Annotated in this window: 10 protein-coding genes; 9 read left to right on the forward strand and 1 reads right to left on the reverse strand. The window is 54.4% G+C overall.

Annotation, left to right across the window (positions count from 1 at the left end; all coding sequences use genetic code 11):
* Window positions 1-139: 139 nt before the first annotated feature.
* Window positions 140-700, reverse strand: a complete 561-nt coding sequence (locus ABD971_RS01575; RefSeq protein WP_345318759.1) for a sigma-70 family RNA polymerase sigma factor — start codon at window positions 698-700, stop codon at window positions 140-142.
* 133 nt (window positions 701-833) lie between these two features.
* On the opposite strand from ABD971_RS01575, the gene ABD971_RS01580 reads away from it, so the two are divergent.
* The 9 genes from ABD971_RS01580 (at window position 834) to ABD971_RS01620 (ending at window position 17,153) form a co-directional block, all read left to right on the forward strand.
* Entirely contained in the window at window positions 834-3,671 is a 2,838-nt protein-coding gene (locus tag ABD971_RS01580; RefSeq protein ID WP_345318761.1) for a sulfatase-like hydrolase/transferase, read from the forward strand.
* A 558-nt stretch (window positions 3,672-4,229) separates the two neighbouring features.
* The gene (locus tag ABD971_RS01585) at window positions 4,230-5,399 is read left to right on the forward strand and encodes a DUF6786 family protein (RefSeq protein ID WP_345318762.1); all 1,170 of its coding nucleotides are present in this window, start codon (window positions 4,230-4,232) and stop codon (window positions 5,397-5,399) included.
* A 67-nt stretch (window positions 5,400-5,466) separates the two neighbouring features.
* Window positions 5,467-6,411 (forward strand): ThuA domain-containing protein, encoded by a 945-nt coding sequence (locus ABD971_RS01590; RefSeq protein ID WP_345318764.1) that lies wholly within the window; start codon window positions 5,467-5,469, stop codon window positions 6,409-6,411.
* Window positions 6,412-6,440: 29 nt separating this feature from the next.
* Window positions 6,441-7,721: an SGNH/GDSL hydrolase family protein gene (locus ABD971_RS01595; protein ID WP_345318766.1), complete on the forward strand. Its 1,281-nt coding sequence runs from the start codon at window positions 6,441-6,443 to the stop codon at window positions 7,719-7,721.
* Window positions 7,722-7,781: 60 nt separating this feature from the next.
* The gene (locus ABD971_RS01600) at window positions 7,782-11,228 is read left to right on the forward strand and encodes a PVC-type heme-binding CxxCH protein (RefSeq protein ID WP_345318768.1); all 3,447 of its coding nucleotides are present in this window, start codon (window positions 7,782-7,784) and stop codon (window positions 11,226-11,228) included.
* A gap of 372 nt (window positions 11,229-11,600) precedes the next feature.
* Window positions 11,601-12,857 (forward strand): DUF1552 domain-containing protein, encoded by a 1,257-nt coding sequence (locus ABD971_RS01605; RefSeq protein WP_345318770.1) that lies wholly within the window; start codon window positions 11,601-11,603, stop codon window positions 12,855-12,857.
* A gap of 98 nt (window positions 12,858-12,955) precedes the next feature.
* Window positions 12,956-15,274, forward strand: coding sequence for a DUF1592 domain-containing protein (locus ABD971_RS01610; RefSeq protein ID WP_345318772.1), 2,319 nt, complete (start codon window positions 12,956-12,958; stop codon window positions 15,272-15,274).
* A gap of 75 nt (window positions 15,275-15,349) precedes the next feature.
* A complete protein-coding gene (locus ABD971_RS01615) occupies window positions 15,350-16,450 on the forward strand; it encodes an alpha/beta hydrolase fold domain-containing protein (RefSeq protein WP_345318774.1) in 1,101 nt (366 codons plus the stop codon).
* Window positions 16,451-16,772: 322 nt separating this feature from the next.
* Window positions 16,773-17,153: a histidine phosphatase family protein gene (locus tag ABD971_RS01620; RefSeq protein ID WP_345318776.1), complete on the forward strand. Its 381-nt coding sequence runs from the start codon at window positions 16,773-16,775 to the stop codon at window positions 17,151-17,153.
* The last annotated feature ends 70 nt before the right edge of the window (window positions 17,154-17,223 follow it).

A 17,223-nucleotide genomic window follows, 5' to 3' on the forward strand; every position in this document is an offset into this window, starting at 1 on the left:
AAATCGCAACGGTGAGCCGTGGGCCGTAAGGCACCGGGTGGCGTGTGGGACCCGGCCGCTGACGCGTCGCGGCTCACTAAATCAACAACCCGTTGGCGAGTTTCGCTACCGAAAGTTGTGACGGAAAACCGAGCAGCCATCACATCCGTTCCAGCACGTTTCTGAGACGTTCCAGCGCTCGGACGTAGCGGATGCTGGCTGCCTTGGGGGAAATTCCCAGCTCGATTGCGACCTCTTGATTAGTCAGTTCTTCGAAGTGGCGGAGCGCGACCACTTCGCGGTCGATCTCGTTCATCGTCTCGAGCGAATTTCTCACTTCCGCAATCAATTCCTTTTTCACCGCCGCTTGACTGGGCGAGGTCAAATGGGCGACGAATCGCTGCGAAAGGCACGCGGATGTTTTCCCCCAGTCGCTCCCGAAACTCGCCTCCGACTCTCGCAATGTCGATCTGGATTCGGTGGCGAGATGACGACGATGGACGCGGCTGAGTGTCTGCTGAGCGACGAGCCGTAGCCACAAGAAAAACGACGGAAAATCACCGCTGAGGAAATGCGAAAGCCTCTTTTCCGCATCCAAGTAAACTTCTTGAACCACGTCGTCGGCGTCGACGCGAGCACGAACCTGGTCGTTCAAGCGAAAGTGAATGATTTGCCACAGACGCTCGCGATGGAGCGCAAACGCATCGGAAAATTGCGTCACTTCTCCACGTCGCAACGACTGCTCTAAATCTTCAATCACAAAATCTCAACAAAGCTAGTAGATTGGCCGGGATAAACGGGTATTAGATGATCGCGGCAGGAAAACTCCTACATCTCTCAACAGCGAAAAACCAATGGCACTTCCAATTCTAACCCCGCCCCGACGAAAAGCGACCGTTGGAAAACGGCTCGGCCTTGGTCATTACCTACTCGTTGCGTTCGTTGGCTTCGTGATCGCTTGCCAGTCGTCCGCCGTAATGGCTCAGCACAATGTCATCGTCCTGTTGGCGGATGATCTGGGTTGGGGTGATGTGGGCTTTCATGGGGGCACGGCCGAGACCCCGAACATCGACCAATTGGCGGCCGAAGGCGTTCAGTTGGATCGCTTTTACGCCTATCCAGCATGCAGCCCCGCGCGGGCCGCGATGCTGACCGGCCGTTTCCCGCACCGCTACGGAATCAGGGGGCCGGTCCGTGATCGCGACGCGGGTCTGCCCGTCGACGAACGACTCATCACTGCGGATTTCAAAGCCGCCGGCTACCAAACCAGCTTGATTGGCAAATGGCATTTAGGTGGTTCCAACCAACCCGGTGCTCATCCGAACCAGCGTGGGTTTGATCATTTCTACGGATTCATGGATGCCTCGGTCGACTATTTCCAGCACACCACGGGTCGAGGGATACTCGATTGGCAACGCAACGGGAAAACGGTCAACGAGCAAGGCTACGCCACCGATCTGCTTTCGGAAGAAGCTGCCCAGCAGATCCGATCACGCGATAAACGCAAACCGTTTTGCATGGTCGTCTCGTTCAGCGCCCCGCACAATCCATTCCAAGCACCTGAGCATCTGATCGCGAAATACCAAGGACGCTTGAATCAGCGTGACGCCACCTACGCAGCCATGATCGACTCGTTGGATCAAGGCGTCGGTCGCATTCTGAAATCGATCGACGACCAAAAGATTCGCGACGAAACGATTGTTGTTTTCGCGTCTGATAACGGAGCGGTTCGAGTCGGCACCAACGCGCCGTTTCGCGGGCAGAAACGAGAGGTCCTCGAAGGAGGCATCCATGTGCCGTGCATCATTCGCTTGCCCGGCGTGTTGAAGCCGGGAAGCCAAAGCAAGCAACCCTTTGCGATCCACGACCTGCTGCCGACGCTGGCTGCGGCAACCGGAGTGAATCTGCAAAGCCAAAAGCCGCTGGACGGAGTGAATCTGTGGGCGAACCTCAAAAACGGAACGCAAGTCGATCGCACCGTTGTCGTCGCTGAAAACGACCACGCGATCATTCGCGGCGATTGGAAACTCATCAAGCCCGCCAGCGGTGCGATTGAACTGTACAACCTTCGTTCCGATACCGCGGAATCCACGAATCTGGCCAGTCGTCAAGGGAAGATTGCCGCAGATTTGCTGGACCAATTGACACTGTTTCAACAGCATGTTCGCAACGATGAATCGGCGACGTTCAATGGCGAGTTGCTTGTCGCCGAGAATAACAACACGGAAACCAATGCCGCCATCACGCTGCCGCAAGAAGGTGAATTGCTCGCTCGTGCAGAACTGCGTGGTGATGCGGCCTATGGCGTGCTTGGCAATCGCCACGTCGAATCCAATGGATCGGGCGTGCGGCTGTTTTCCGCTGAAGACCGAAATGGCGATGGAATGATCGCGGGTGAAGCCACGCTGGAATCCTCGCAAGTCACAGCCGACCAACGTTGGTACCGTTTCTATATCTCGGGACTCGCACAAGATGATTTCCAAGTCGACCAAGACGACTTGTATTTGAAGGTCGAATTCCTGCAAAAAAACGGCGACTCGCTGGACTTGATCAAGGAACGCATTTACCCGCAAGTATTGCGTGAACGAAAAGATTTTCGAGACGAAGCTACCAACGAGAGTCTCGGTCACGCGACGTGGCGAACCTACGCGATGGATTTCCGCACTCCGTTCGCCGAAATCGATTCGCTCAAGCTCAGCGTTGGTTTTGCATCCGGCAAAGGCGAAGGCAAACGCACCGAGTTCTGGATCAATTCAATGAATCTCGAGCCGATTGACGCGCCGGCGAGCTACCGACCGGCCAAAGCGACGGCCGACGAATTTCCACAACCAGATCCAAAATCACTGGTGTCACTTGGTGGACGATGGTACTTCGATCCCAAAGGAGGCGATCGCACCGTGCCAAAGCAATTCGATTACACCAACGACGATCAACTGCTCTATAAAACGGATCAGTTCGTAGCCCCCTTTGCCGGCAACATGAGTTCATGGTTGCGAGCGGGCTACTTGGATTTCGATGGTAATGAAGTCACCAAGGACGTGTTCAAACCGTACGCGGTCATCATCAATGTCACGGACACTCACATCGTGATCCGCAGCCGCAACTTGCCCAATCACCCCACCGCGACGTTTCCTGATCGTTGGCGGATGCTCGACGGCAACCCGTCGTACATCAAAGAACAAGCCAACACGCACTACTTGCCACTTCAGCCCAAAGTCGATCCCAACGCATTTGCGATGGACGAAAAAAATTCAAACCAAGCACTGCCGATGGGACCAATCGGGGTGGCGACCAATGGGGTGATCTTCTTCAATCCGTTCGACCATATCTTTGAAACCGATGCGGTTTGGCGATTGGACCGTTGCTGTGGTCACCCCAGCCCGCAGCAGCAATATCACTATCACAAGTATCCGGTTTGCGTGAAAACGCCATGGAGCGATGAGGGGCACGGACACTCGACCGTCATCGGTTTTGCGTTCGACGGTTTCCCCGTCTACGGACCTTACGAAGCGGCAGGCGTGTTGGCCAAAGACGAACGAGCGAATCCGCTCAACGATTTCAACCTTCACGAAGATGCCGACCGCGGACCTCACTACCATGTCACTCCCGGACGTTATCCGCACATCATCGGCGGCTATTGGGGCGAGCTCGACCCGATGAACGGACGTCGACGAAACGCTACCCGCGGCTAGCGGCCAATGCCATCTACTTTAATAGCGGTGCAGCGCGAGCCGCCCGGTCAATATCGAACGTTTAACTCACCGCAACCGGGCGGCTCGCGCCGCTCCGCTATAGAAGGCCCCTGTCTCGTGCCAAAGTAGACGGCATCGAGCTTTCGCCGCGGGCTCGGCGATTCTCTTTTTGGAAGCGACCTCGAGGACGACCAACTTCGAACCTTGCGGGTTCGAAATCACATCGATTTTGCTAGCTGGCGAGCCGAATTGGCTTGGTTAATGTCGCAAAACATTAACCTAAGGTCGCAAATCATGATCCTATCAGCGACATAATGGATCATAATGCCCTCTTGGCGCCCGGTCTTTGCGATCCTCGCTTCGTCTCGGCCGTGTCGTCTCGCCACAGGACCCAAAGAGCCGATCCGGCAACCGAAACGCGAATATCCCTCCTGTAAATCCCTCCGTACGAAAATGAGCCCCAATATGAGACGTTTGAGCCCTTTGTTGTTGGGTGTGTTTTGTTCCGTCACTCTTTTCAATCTGAGCTGTACTGTGTTAGCACAAGAATCAAATCAAGTGACCAACGGATTTCGCGAAGACCTCTCGTTTCTGAAGCAGCACACCGACATCATCACGTTGACCAACGGCGAGGCCGCAGTCGCCGTGGCTCCGGCGTATCAGGGACGCGTGATGACCAGCACGGTCGATCGTGAAAATGGAGTCAGCTTTGGTTGGATCAACCGCAAGGTGATCGAGAAAGGATTGCTTTCGGAGAAGGAACGCAAAGGCAAACTCGAGGAACACATCTACATCTTCGGTGGCGAAGAACGATTTTGGCTCGGTCCCGAAGGAGGCCAATTTGCATTGTTCTTCAAACCGGGCAGCAAGTTCGAATTTTCGGATTGGAGGACTCCCGCAGCGATCGACACCGAACCGTTTGAACTCGTCCAACAATCGAGCACGACGGCCAAATTCAAACGAAATTGCAAACTGACCAACTTCAGCGGAACGCAATTCGTGATGGGGATCGAACGATCGGTACGTCTGCTCGATCAAGCCGCCATTGCCCAGGTTTTAGAAGCAGATTCGATCGACGAATCGATCAAGTATGTTGGCTACGAGACCGACAATCGGCTGACCAATCGAGGCGAAAACGCGTGGACGAAGCAGACCGGCATGCCGTCGATTTGGATCTTGGGGATGTACAATCCCTCGCCGAAAACAACGATCGTGATCCCTTTTAAACCCGGTGATGCCGCCGAACTTGGCCCCAAAGTCAATGACACCTACTTTGGCAAAGTGCCGCCAGAATACCTGCAAGTCGAAGAAGACGTTTTGTTCTTCAAGGGGGATGGCACGCGTCGCGGCAAGATCGGCATCACACCGGAGCGATCACTGGGAATCGCAGGCAGCTACGATGCCGAAGGACACGTTCTGACGATCGTCACCTACAACGTCCAAGACGCACCCAACGGTTTCGTCAATTCGATGTGGGAAATGCAGAAGGAACCGTTCATGGGTGACGTCATCAATGCCTACAACGATGGATCGCCCGCTCCCGGCGAACCACCGCTTGGGCCGTTCTACGAATTGGAAACCTCGTCCCCGGCGGCCGCGTTGAAGCCAGGCGAAACGATGACCCATGTGCAACAAACGTTGCATCTGCAAGGCAGCGAAGACGCGTTGGACCCGATTGCCCAACGACTGCTTGGCGTTCATTTGGATGAAATCCGAGTGACCCAGTAGTTAGCCATTCGCTGGAAAGAGACGCTCACTGCATTTCGCATCCGCCACGACCTGGAGCTCGCAAGTCATGAAAAACCAACGATTTCTGCCTTATTTCTCGAGTGCATCTGTGGTCAAGGCGAATGCATTGCGGTGGCGAACCTCATGGGTTTGGACCATTGCGATGCTCATTGTCGCATTTCATGGACTCACCGCGGCTCCGGCCATCGCTGAGAAACCGCATGCCGTTATCGTCGTCGGGACGCTGCACTATTCGCCGGAACTCAGCATGCCGCTGCTTGCTGAAGAGTTGGAGCGATTCGGATTCCGCACGACAGTGGTAATGGGCAAAGGCGATCCAGAAAAGAAACGCGACAATGTTCTGCCGGGTATCGAAGTGTTGGCCGATGCCGATTTGGCAATCTTCTTTATGCGATTTCTGCAGTTGCCTGATGACGAGTGGCAGCCGATCGAAGACTACGTGAAATCGGGCAAGCCCATTATCGGGCTGCGGACCGCCAATCATTCTTTCAAATATCCTGCGGCCCATCCGCGGTCCAATTGGAACGACGACTTTGGCCGCCGCGTGCTTGGCACGCCTTACATCGTGCATCAATCCAGTGCGACCGAAATCAGTGTGATCGAAGAATCACGACAGCACCCGATCATGACCAATATATCGAAGTCGAATTGGACATCGCCGGGGACGCTCTATCTGACGCGTTTCGAAAAAGGTGTCGTTCCGTTGGTCAATGGCAGCGGAAAAGGTCGGCGTCGCGAGATCAAGAAATCGTTTGGTGTCGTCCAGGTTCAAGAGGATGAAACCGATACCGTCGCCTGGGCGTGGCAGAACGAATGGGGCGGCAAGGTATTTGGAACCTCGTTCGGTCATCCCGGTGACTTTGCCGAAGAATCGTTCGTCCGCATGGTCATCAATGCGGCTTGTTGGGCCGTGGATCGACCGCTTCCGGGAGCCGACGAAACGATCACGACTTGGGAAATCCAGCGACAAGATAAAAAGCCGAAGAAGTAATGCATCTCGCTCTGAAAGCGCTCTTAACCATGATTAGAAAAATCCATTCCCTCATCGTGCTTTTGTTTTGGGCCGTGGCCGTCTCGACGGCTTCGGCGCAGTCGCCGCTTCAGCCCGAGTCGCCCATTCGGCCCGACTCGCCCATTCGGCCTGGGGATCGTATTGCGATTGTTGGCAATACGTTTGCGGATCAATTGCGAATCCACGGCTATCTTGAAACGATGTTGCTGCAGCGTTGGCCGGACAATCCAGTCTCGATTCGCAACCTGGGTTGGGGTGGCGACATGCTGAACGCGCGTGATCGACCGACCAATTTTCCCGCTGAAGAAGAAACATTGTCGGCACATCGTACCGATGTGATCATCGCCTGTTTTGGGATGGGAGAATCCTTTGCAGGCGAAGAGGGGGTGCAATCGTTTCAAGCCGCCGTCGATGCATGGATCAAATCACTCGAGGGCAAAACGTACAACGGTAAATCTCAAGTGCGTTTGGTCCTGGTGTCGCCGATTGCCAACGAACCGCTTGGAAAATTGACACCTCGGCATGAGCAACGCGACCGAGAGATATCGGCATACAGCCAAGCGATGAGCGAAGTGGCCATCGCAGCTCAGGTTCCCTTTGTTGATCTCTATCAAACGTCGCGTTATCTGATGGACGAGCCAATCGGTCCCAATTTTACGACCAACGGCATCCATTTAAATTCGTATGGGTACTGGGCAATGAGTCATTATCTGTTCCGTGACCTTGTTCGAGACGACCCTGCTGCGGTCCAGCCACCATGGCAAATCTTGATTGACGCGGCTGATTTGACAACGCAAGCTCGTGGAGTCGATATTTCAGACGCGGCTCGGACTGAAGCAGGGATCAAGTTTCGTGCAACGGAGTTGATTGCTCCAACGCTACCTCCACCCACCAGCGACGACCTGCCGCCGCAGCTGCATCATTTACGTGATTCGATGACGATCACCAATCTTCCACCGGGCATCTACGAGCTGACCGTCGATGATGTCTCCGTCGCGACCGCGAGCCATGACGATTGGGCTCGCGGCGTCACGATTGACGCTTCGCCAGCTCATCAAGAGGCGGAAGCGTTTCGCCGCGCTGTCAACGACAAGAACCTACAGTTCACGTACAGCTGGAAAGCACTTAACCAAGTCCACATTGTCGGTGAGAGAAAAAAATCGCCCAGTGGTAGGGCATTGCCAGCGGAAGTGATCGAATTCAATCAACTCGCACAAAAACGCGATGCAAAATTGCGAGATGGGATCGAACGTCAAACGCGGAATTGGCGTGTGACTCGGATTCACTAGAAATCGACGGTAACGGCGTTCGCCAGAACGTGAACCCTAATGACATTTTTCAAGAACCTTATGAATATCCCCACTTTCAAACAAGCGAACGAGTGTTTTTGGCGAGCGGTCCGCCCGTTGGTGACGGCGGCCCTGATGACCATCGTGTTGACGACCATCGCGTCGGCGCAGGATGCATCGGGTATCAAGAACATCAAGGACGCCAATTTGGACTTGATGAACAATCATGATCCAGCGTCCGAGCAAGAAAACTTTGAACTGCTCGACGGTTACCAGGTCAACCTTTTCGCATCCGATCCGATGCTCGCCAATCCCACTCACATGCACTGGGATTCGCGAGGCCGGTTGTGGGTGGCGTGTTCGTGGGCGTACCCGCAATTGAAACCGGGCGAAGTCGCAAACGACAAAATCATCATCCTCGAGGACACCGATGACGATGGCGTCGCGGACAAGTCAACCGTGTTTGCCGATGGACTGTACATCCCCACGGGCTTGGAACTTGCCAATGGCGGGTGTTATGTGGCGCAATCACCCGATGTGTACTTTCTCAAAGACACCGATGGGGATGACGTGGCCGATGTCAAGGAATTGGCGCTGACCGGGTTTGGGATCGAAGACAGTCACCACTCGGTCAGTGCGTGGCGACGCGGTCCCGGCGGATGGATCTATTTCCAAGAAGGCATCTTTTTGCATTCGCAAGTGGAAACGCAGCACGGCGTTGTGCGGAATTTCAACGGGGGCGTCTATCAGTACAACCCTCGGACGCAAGAGTTGAGAATGTTCTGCACCGGTACCGGTGGTAACCCTTGGGGCCACGTGTTTGACCAATGGGGACAATCGTTCATGGTCAATAATCCGCGGATCATGTACCTGTCTCCGGTGACCGGAAAGGGTGCGCAGAGCATTCGCGTTCCGACGCTAATCAGCACTGAAAAGCAATGTGGCGGCGATCTCGCGACGGGGTCGCACGTGGGCGACGACATCCGTGGCAATCTGCTTAGTGGCCGCTTTAAAAGTCGAACCATTATTCGCTACGAATTCTCGGAGGACGGTGCTGGATTCAGCGCCAATGTTCTGCCGCCACTGATGACCTGCAAGCACCCAAATTTCCGACCCGTCGACGTCAAGATCGGCCCCGACGGAGCGGTCTATGTCGCCGATTGGTACAACTCGATCATTAATCATGCCAGCCATGATTTTCGCGATCCGCGTCGCGATCATGAGCACGGTCGCATCTGGCGAATCACGCACAAGGATCGACCGCTCGTCAAGAAACCCAAGTTCGATGGAACCACCACTAAGCAACTCGTCGATCATTTGAAGAGTCCCGAAACATGGGTACGCCATCAAGCGAAAAAAGAGCTCAGCGAACGGGATCCCGACGAAGTGCTCGCGGTACTGCAAACGTGGGTGGACCAACTCGACACCGAGTCACCCGACTATGAACTTCATCTCGTGGAAGCGATGTGGGCGTGTCAAAATGTCGAACGACCGAGCGAGAAGATTCTAACCAAGGTACTCGCTTCGTCAGACGGTCACGCGCGTTCCGCGGGGGCGCGGGTGATTCGCTACTGGCACGATGCGCTGTCGGATCCGATTGCGATGATTGCCAAGGCAGCTGCGGATCCATTCCCGCGAACACGAATGGAAGCGGTTCTGTCGGCGGGATTCATTCCTCAAGCCGAGGCCTTTGCAGCGGCGCTGAATGTGGTCGACCATCCCGGCGACCCTTTCCTCGACTTGGCATTGCCTCAAACGACGAAGGCACTCGAGCCGTATTGGCGTCCGGCGATGGAGGCAGGAACGCTTCGTTTCGCCAAAGCATCCCACGAGGCGGCTGCGGAACGAGCTGCGGGAATTGGTTTTGCTGAACGGATTGATCACTTTCTTAAGCAGCAAGACCCCAGTGAGAAAGAGATCAGCGAATTTCGCGAACAGTTTATTGTGATGGGTACCCCCGATGATATTTTGCGAATCGTCGCCTCGTTGACCAGCGGAAAGGATCCACGATCGGATGATGCACAAATCGCGCTGCTTGAATCACTCCAGTCGATGGCAAATTCGCGTCCCTCGGGTGTGCTTCGTCGGCGTGTGCGTTCGTTAACGCGATTACTCAACGACGACAACGCGACCGTTGCCTCGCTTGCCGCAGAGAATCTTGCGGCTTGGAAAGCGATCAAGGTCACAGAACCACTTTTGGATGTTGTCCAAGACGAAGGTCGTCCCGCTGCCGTACGTCGGTCTGCCGCGGTCGCTTCGGCCCAGCTTGGTGGTGGCAAAGAACTGCAAACACTTACGAACCTCGCAGCACATCGTGATCCAGAGACTCGCTACTGTGCACTGGTTGGCATCGTCGCCACCGACATTCAGCAGGGAACGAAGTGGGCTGCGGCGTTATTCAGCCAAGCCCCAGGCGAAGCGGATCCTGTTCCGCTGGTTCAGGCTATCCTGAAGAATCGAAACGGAGCCAGCGTTCTCTCTGATGCGATGAAAGGTGTCGAGGTTCACCCGGCAGTGGCCGCTCGTATTGATCAGTTTCATCGGTCGACGGGGTCGCTTCCTGAGAACTTGGCAAAACAGTTTCGCCCCTCGCAGGATTCCGAGTCGCTCAACTTGCAATTGTTGGCCGAAGACCTAGCGCAACTGACCCACGATGTTGAAACGGATGGTGATGCGGATCGTGGTGAAGACATCTATCGACGCAAGTCGCTGTCGTGCACGAGTTGTCACGGCATTGGTCCCGTCGGCCCCGTCATTGGCCCAAATTTGGTAGCGGTGGGTGCGGCGGCAAAAACCGACTACATCGTCGAATCGATTTTGCGACCCAACAAAGCGATTGCCGAACACTACGAAAACCGCATGTTCGTGTTGGACGATGGAACCACTCAGACCGGTATCGTGACATTCCAGAGTGATGACGAAGTCGTCGTGCGAGACGCGGCACAAGGTGGAAAAGAAATCCGTCTTGCTGCGGATGAAATCATTGCCGAGAAGGCGATGAATTCGGCCATGCCCGCGGGACTTGTCGATCAACTCGGCAGTCGTCAAGAGTTTCTTGATCTCGCGAAGTTTGTCGCAGCGCTGGGTCGACCAGGCCCCTTCGCCAATGATGAAAGTCCCGTGATTCGAAAGTGGCATCTAACCGCCACTTCCAACTTTGACGAACTTCCGACCGAAGACACCTCGTGGGTCACCGCGTACAGCAAAGTCCGCGGTGAATTGCCGGCCAACGATTTGCCAAGTGGAGATCATGTGCTCGCTCGAGGTTATTTGAATGTGCTGGTCCCTGGTGGGGTCCAATTTAAAATCAACGATTCGCTGGGACTCAGATTTTGGGTCGACGGAAATGAAATCCACGATCCAACCAAGACCCTCACACTGGCCAAGGGACGGCGAGCGGTAACGATTGGGATCGACCGAAGTCAACGCGGCGATGTGGGTTTAAAGGTCGAACCGATTGCGGCGCCCCAGTCGCCGGCGAAATTCCAAATCGAAGGCGGATTTTAAGGGGACGGATATTGAGGGGACAGTTTTTGCAGGGACAGGCATTCTTGTCGCTAGCATTGCGTCGGTTCACATGGTCAACGGCCTGAGGTCAACCTTTTCGCATTGTCGGAACAATAAGTGACGGGTTTTCCTGTAGCGGAAGTCGTCAAGACTTTCGTTTTCCAGGCTGGTCGAAACTCTTGACGAGTTCCGCTACGCCAGTAATGACTGCGACGATGCTTAACGAGTTCGCACGAGATTCGAGGACGCAATTCGTTAGTCTTATGTCGCAAAAATTGTTTTTTTCTCATCTAAAGGTAGATAGGATGAGTTTGTATTGCTGCTAATTCGATGGCGACTTCGTCGCTACGGAAGGACGAAACCATAAAAGCCTTGTCAAGTTCGCCACCAGCCCGCCGATCCTTCTTGAAGGCCGCGGGAATCACGATCGCGCTGCCGATGATGGAATCGGTTGCCACCCCGGCTGGCAAGAACGACGGCGGCGATGCGATGCGAATGGTTTGCATCAGTCCGACGTTAGGCGTCTATCCCAAAGCGTTCTTTCCAAAATCGACAGGGGCGAATTTCGAACTGACCCCGACGCTCAAACCGCTGGAGAATTTACGGGGCGATTTCACCGTTTGTTCCAACATGGATCATCCGGCGATCTTTTCCGGCCATGGTGGCATCTCGACGTTTCTGACCGGAATTCGCGGCGGGAACGTCGTTTCAATGGACCAGCTTGCGGCCGAATACGCAGGCTACCAGACGCGGTTTCCGTCAATGCACGTTGCTGTCGGTGGCGGAATGAATGCCTCGTGGACATCCTCGGGCATCCGGGTTCGCGAACTAGGGGATCCTCGTGACATGTTCGACCAATTGTTTGTCCCCGATTCGGCTGCCGCGATCAAGGAACGTGAGCTACGGATTCAGGAACAGGGCAGCATCTTGGATCTGGTTCGCGAACAAGCCAAACGATTCGCGCGACGAACCAATCCGGCCGATCGGCAAAACTTGGAAGAGTACCTGACGGCGATTCGTGATGCCGAAACAAAACTGCAAGGCATGCAACGTTGGGCAAACGTTCCCAAGCCAAAGGTGAACTACCAACCCGAGGGACATCCGCACTCGGGCCAAGATTACGAGTTCCTCGCACCGATGATGTTCGACCTGATCCTGTTGGCCATTCAATCGGACTCGAGCCGCGTGTTCACCGCTGGATTTGGCATGCACAATCGGATGATCGAACTTGATGGCGTTTCCACCGGCTATCACTCGCTGAGCCATCATGGCAATCGTCCTGACATCCTTCGACAATTGGGCATCATCGACAATTTTTACATTCAACAAATGGCTCGGTTTGTCCAGAAGTTGAAAGATTCCCCGTTGGGCAACCGCGGCGATGGCACGTTACTGGACAAAACGATGGTGTACTTTGGCAGCGGCATGGGGGACGCGGCTCGACATAGCAATCGAGATCTGCCAGTCGTCTTGGCTGGCGGTGGTTTCCGGCATCAAGGCCATGTCGACTGCAAGACATCCGGTGGTGATGCGACGCCATTAAATAATCTTTACACCACGATGCTACAGAAATTTGGTGTCGAGATTGAAAGCTTCAATGGTGCGACCGGAACGTTTAGCCTCTCCTAAAAATGATGTGCAGAAAACTAATTCCCATTCAATTGCGCTCCCTTGCACCCCACGTCACAAAACCGAAGTTGCACACTTCGATCTTGTGGTTGACGTCGGTGTTTCTTCTGTTCCCAGCGATACGGATCGATGCAGATGACTTCTCGACCATCGAGCCGATGATCCGCCAGCATTGTGTTCGATGTCACAATGCGGACGAGCAAGAGGGCGACGTACGGTTGGATCCATTGTCCAGCGCCGATGCCGAGTTGTTGACGAGGGTCTATGAACAAATTGCCAGCGGGTTGATGCCGCCCGAGGATGAACCTCAACCATCGGCCGCACAGCGCAGCACGCTCGCGAAACAAGTGCTCGAACTCGCCGAGCAATCGTCTAGCGAAAACGTGGGTGGCCTGCGGCGGCTTAACAAACGCGAGTATCAAAATACGGTTCGCGATTTATTGGGGCTGAATGATGGCAACTTTGACCCCAGTTCCTATATCTACGATGACAACGTGAACGAAGGCTTCGACACGAACGCGTCGTCGTTGGTGATGTCCGACGAATCACTGTTTGAATACATGGAAGCCGCCCAGGCGGCGCTGTGGCAAGCTTTGTTCACCATGGATGCCAAACAACCTGAGCCGAAGGTGTTCGAGGTTCCGATGCGGCAGCTCACCGGAGCGTCGCGAAGGTATGAAAACCATGGCAAAGATTTTTATACGTTTCGAATCGGAGGTAACTCCAAAATCGTCGACGGCAAGGCAACGCGAAACTGCCAGATCCCGGGTCGGTACCGGATCACCGTCACCGCATCGGCCGTTGACGAGGATCAGTACCCCGTCAAGTTTGTTCCCAAGAATGAGCCGCCCAAGTTGGCGATTGGGGTCGTCTCTGCACGGCGAACCGGGGTCAATTCGCTTGGTAAGACGATCGAGACATTTCCGCTGATCTACGACAAAGAGCAGACATTTACGGTCGAAACTTGGATTGACCGAGATTTTTACCCCTACCTTCGTATGGCGAACGGAACCTCGAAACCCATCGTGCAGATTCGGGCCGCGCTGCGAAGAACCAAGTTCAAAAATTCGGACTTTGCCGGTCCTTTTCGCGGTCCCGGTATTCGGGTCACCCAGTACAAGATCGAAGGCCCGTTCTATGAACAATGGCCGACCGAGTCGATGAAGACGACGTTGTTGTCGGACAAGATGCCCGATCTGACCAGCGCCACGGCACGCGAATATTTGCTGGGGCGGTTCGCCATCCGAGCCTTCCGGCGACGCGTCACTCGAGAAGAGATTGGGCTCTGGTTCGATTACTTGAACAAGCAATACAAACAGTCTCGCGATTGGAACGATGCGGTCGTCAAGACGATGACCGCGATGATGGCATCGACCGATTTTCTGTACCTGTTCGAAGAACAAGGCGAACTAAGCGATTTTCCGCTGGCAAGTCGGCTCTCGTATTTCTTCTGGAGCACGATGCCGGACCAGGAATTGTTTAGTGCCGCTAATTCGGGCAAGCTGACCGAACCAACAACCCTCAGGGCTCAGGTGTTGCGGATGATGCAAGATCCTCGCGCCGATCGATTCTGTGAGAGTTTTGCCGATCAATGGTTGGCATTGGATGAACTTGGAACGATGCCGCCTGATAACAAAACAAGGGAGTTTCGGATCTACAGCGAGAGCATGGAGCAGGCGATGCGTGAGGAAACGCGACTGTTCTTTCGCTATGTCTATGAACAGAATCGGAGCGTCGCCGACTTTATCGATTCGGATTATTCCTTCATCAACAATAAGCTTGCCGAGCTGTATGGACTTCCCAAACAAGGTGATGGCAAGTTTAAGTTGACCCAACTTCCCGCGTCTTCAAAACGTGGCGGGCTTTTGACTCAGGGCAGCGTGTTGACGTTGACATCCAACGGGGTCGAAACGTCGCCCGTGGTTCGCGGTGTTTGGGTGCTCGATCACTTCTTGGGCACGCCTCCGCCACCACCGCCTGAGGAAGTTCCCGCAATCGTGCCCGATCTCACCGGCGCTACGACGGTCCGTCAGATGTTAGAAAGACATCGCAACGATAAAGCCTGTATGCAGTGCCACAAGCGAATCGATCCACTCGGTTTCGCGTTAGAAGCGTATGACCCCATCGGACGCTATCGCACCAACTACAGCAAACGGCAAAAGGTCAGCACCGACGGTATTTTCGCCGGCAATGAGTTCCGTGACATCCATGGCTTGAAGAAAATTCTGGCTGCTGATTTGCGACCCTTCGCCCGCAATTTGATCATCCGTATCGCCGAGTATGCCAAGGGCCGCGAACTGGTTGCCGCCGACTACCCCATCGTTGAAACGATTGTCCGGCAGACGCAGAGAAACAATTTTCAACTGAAAGAAATTGTTTACCGGATCGCAACCAGCGAATTGATGACCAACCGCTGACGAGCCCAGCGTTGTACTGGCAAATGCGAGCGAATCACAAAACAACACCCCATATTTTGCTTCACTGAGAATGTTATGAATCGACATCCTATCACGATCATCGCTTGTCTCGTTCTGCTTACGATGTCGACGCTCGCACAAGCGGACTATGCCGGTGCCTTTGCCGCACGGAAAATGGCCCGTACCGATAGCGATGGAAATGGCCAGATCGACAAGCAAGAGGCTGGGCAACAATGGGCCAGCCTGAAGGCATTGGATGCAAACGGCGATGAGGTTTTGACACTCAAAGAATTGAAAGCAGTAAAAATCCCGTCGTTGGCGACCCAGGGCGATAAGAAGCTAAACGTGCTCTACAAGCAGACGCCGGAGGAAGATCTCTATTTAGACCTCTATTATCCAACTGCCAAGCCGCAGCAAAAATGCCCACTGGTTGTGTACACGCATGGCGGTGGTTGGGCGGCGGGCAGCAAAGACGGAATCGTCCGCGGTTCGTTTGCGAGTGTTGCCACTGAATTGCTCGAACATGGTTTCTGTGTGGCCACGGTGAACTATCGACTTTGGCGACCCGACGGTAAGGTCGCGATGCGAGACTGTGTGATCGATTGCAAAGATGCAATTCGGTACCTCTCGAAGAACAGCAAATCGCTCGGAATTGATCCTCAACGCGTGTTTTCATTTGGTGATTCGGCTGGTGGCCAGATCGCCCAAATGCTTCTGCTAACCGCCCCGGACGCGTTGCCCGGTGATGCGTCGCTTTCTGAATACAACTACAAGATGGTCGCAGGTGTTTCGTGGTACGGACCTTGTGACTTTGAAAACACCGATCTTTTTAATCACGATGATCGCGAGGGCTTTCGCGACCGCTTCGGGCCGCGGATCTTGCCTGCTGGATCAACGCCTGATCAAAAAACGAAGCTCTATCGCGAAATGAGTCCGGTGAACTACCTGCGTCAAGACAGCCCTCCGCTGCTAATGATTCAAGGAGACAAGGACACGACCATCCCCGTCAAACATGCTTACCGCATGCAACAACAGGCGGAGCAATTGAAAGCTCCGGTCGAGATACTGATCGTTCACAATGCGGGACACAATTGGCGACGCGTTGGCGAGGAGATCGCCCCATCACGCAAAGCAATCGAGGAGCGGACCGTGAAGTTTTTCATTGACCATAAGTAAAGACGAAAATCGAATGGCGAGTACGCGATTGAGTCACCTAGAATTGACGCATTCGCAGACTGTTTGACCGATTGGCCCCATCAGTCGCCCCGCAATTGCAATGCTTTCCCACGCCAGTGCTGCTGGAGCGATGTCGCAAATTCACATCCGGCTGTCGCAAAACACCATTGCCCAGTGCCCCCTCCTTTACCAGAGTGACGTGGGGTCATGTTGCGACGCGATCGAAACCGGTGATGGGGCCTAGTTTACCACTGGCAAAAAGCGGATGTCCCTCTGGGATATTGATCGAGAAGAGATTTCAAAACGACTGAGAAACGACGTGATGTGGACCAAAAGAATCTGTTTGTTTTTAGCCGCAGGTTTCTGGGTGTCGCTGGCTCCCATGATTTCCTTTGCCGAAACTAACCCGGCCGCCAGAACGGGCGAGTCAGGGCTAAAGATTTTCTATATCCGCCATGCAGAAGGCGGACACAACGTTGCAGCAGACTGGGCCGATGTCCCCAAGGATACATGGCCTGCCTATGTCGGGGATCCCGATGTGTTTACTCGGGAGGGAAAAGCACAACAGGCCGCCGTGGCTGGCAAGCTGACGAAATATGACTTTGACTTTATCGCCACAAGTCCGATGTGGCGTTGCAGGAATACCATCTTGCCGTATCTGAAAGAGACCGAAAGCAAGGCCGAGACGGCGAGTTCAAGTTAATGATGTTTAACGACGCCCCGGTCGAAAGCGAAAAGAGAGTCCCCGTCCTGGGCCGGTAGTCTACGACATG

Source organism: Novipirellula rosea (assembly GCF_039541335.1).
Classification (GTDB): domain Bacteria; phylum Planctomycetota; class Planctomycetia; order Pirellulales; family Pirellulaceae; genus Novipirellula; species Novipirellula rosea.

Excerpts from the sequence above, each read along its gene's own strand:
- ABD971_RS01580 (WP_345318761.1), top strand. The coding sequence starts at position 834 with ATGGCACTTCCAATTCTAACCCCGCCCCGACGAAAAGCGACCGTTGGA.
- ABD971_RS01590 (WP_345318764.1), top strand. The coding sequence starts at position 5,467 with ATGAAAAACCAACGATTTCTGCCTTATTTCTCGAGTGCATCTGTGGTC.
- ABD971_RS01595 (WP_345318766.1), top strand. The coding sequence starts at position 6,441 with ATGATTAGAAAAATCCATTCCCTCATCGTGCTTTTGTTTTGGGCCGTG.
- ABD971_RS01600 (WP_345318768.1), top strand. The coding sequence starts at position 7,782 with ATGAATATCCCCACTTTCAAACAAGCGAACGAGTGTTTTTGGCGAGCG.
- ABD971_RS01615 (WP_345318774.1), top strand. The coding sequence starts at position 15,350 with ATGAATCGACATCCTATCACGATCATCGCTTGTCTCGTTCTGCTTACG.
- ABD971_RS01620 (WP_345318776.1), top strand. The coding sequence starts at position 16,773 with ATGTGGACCAAAAGAATCTGTTTGTTTTTAGCCGCAGGTTTCTGGGTG.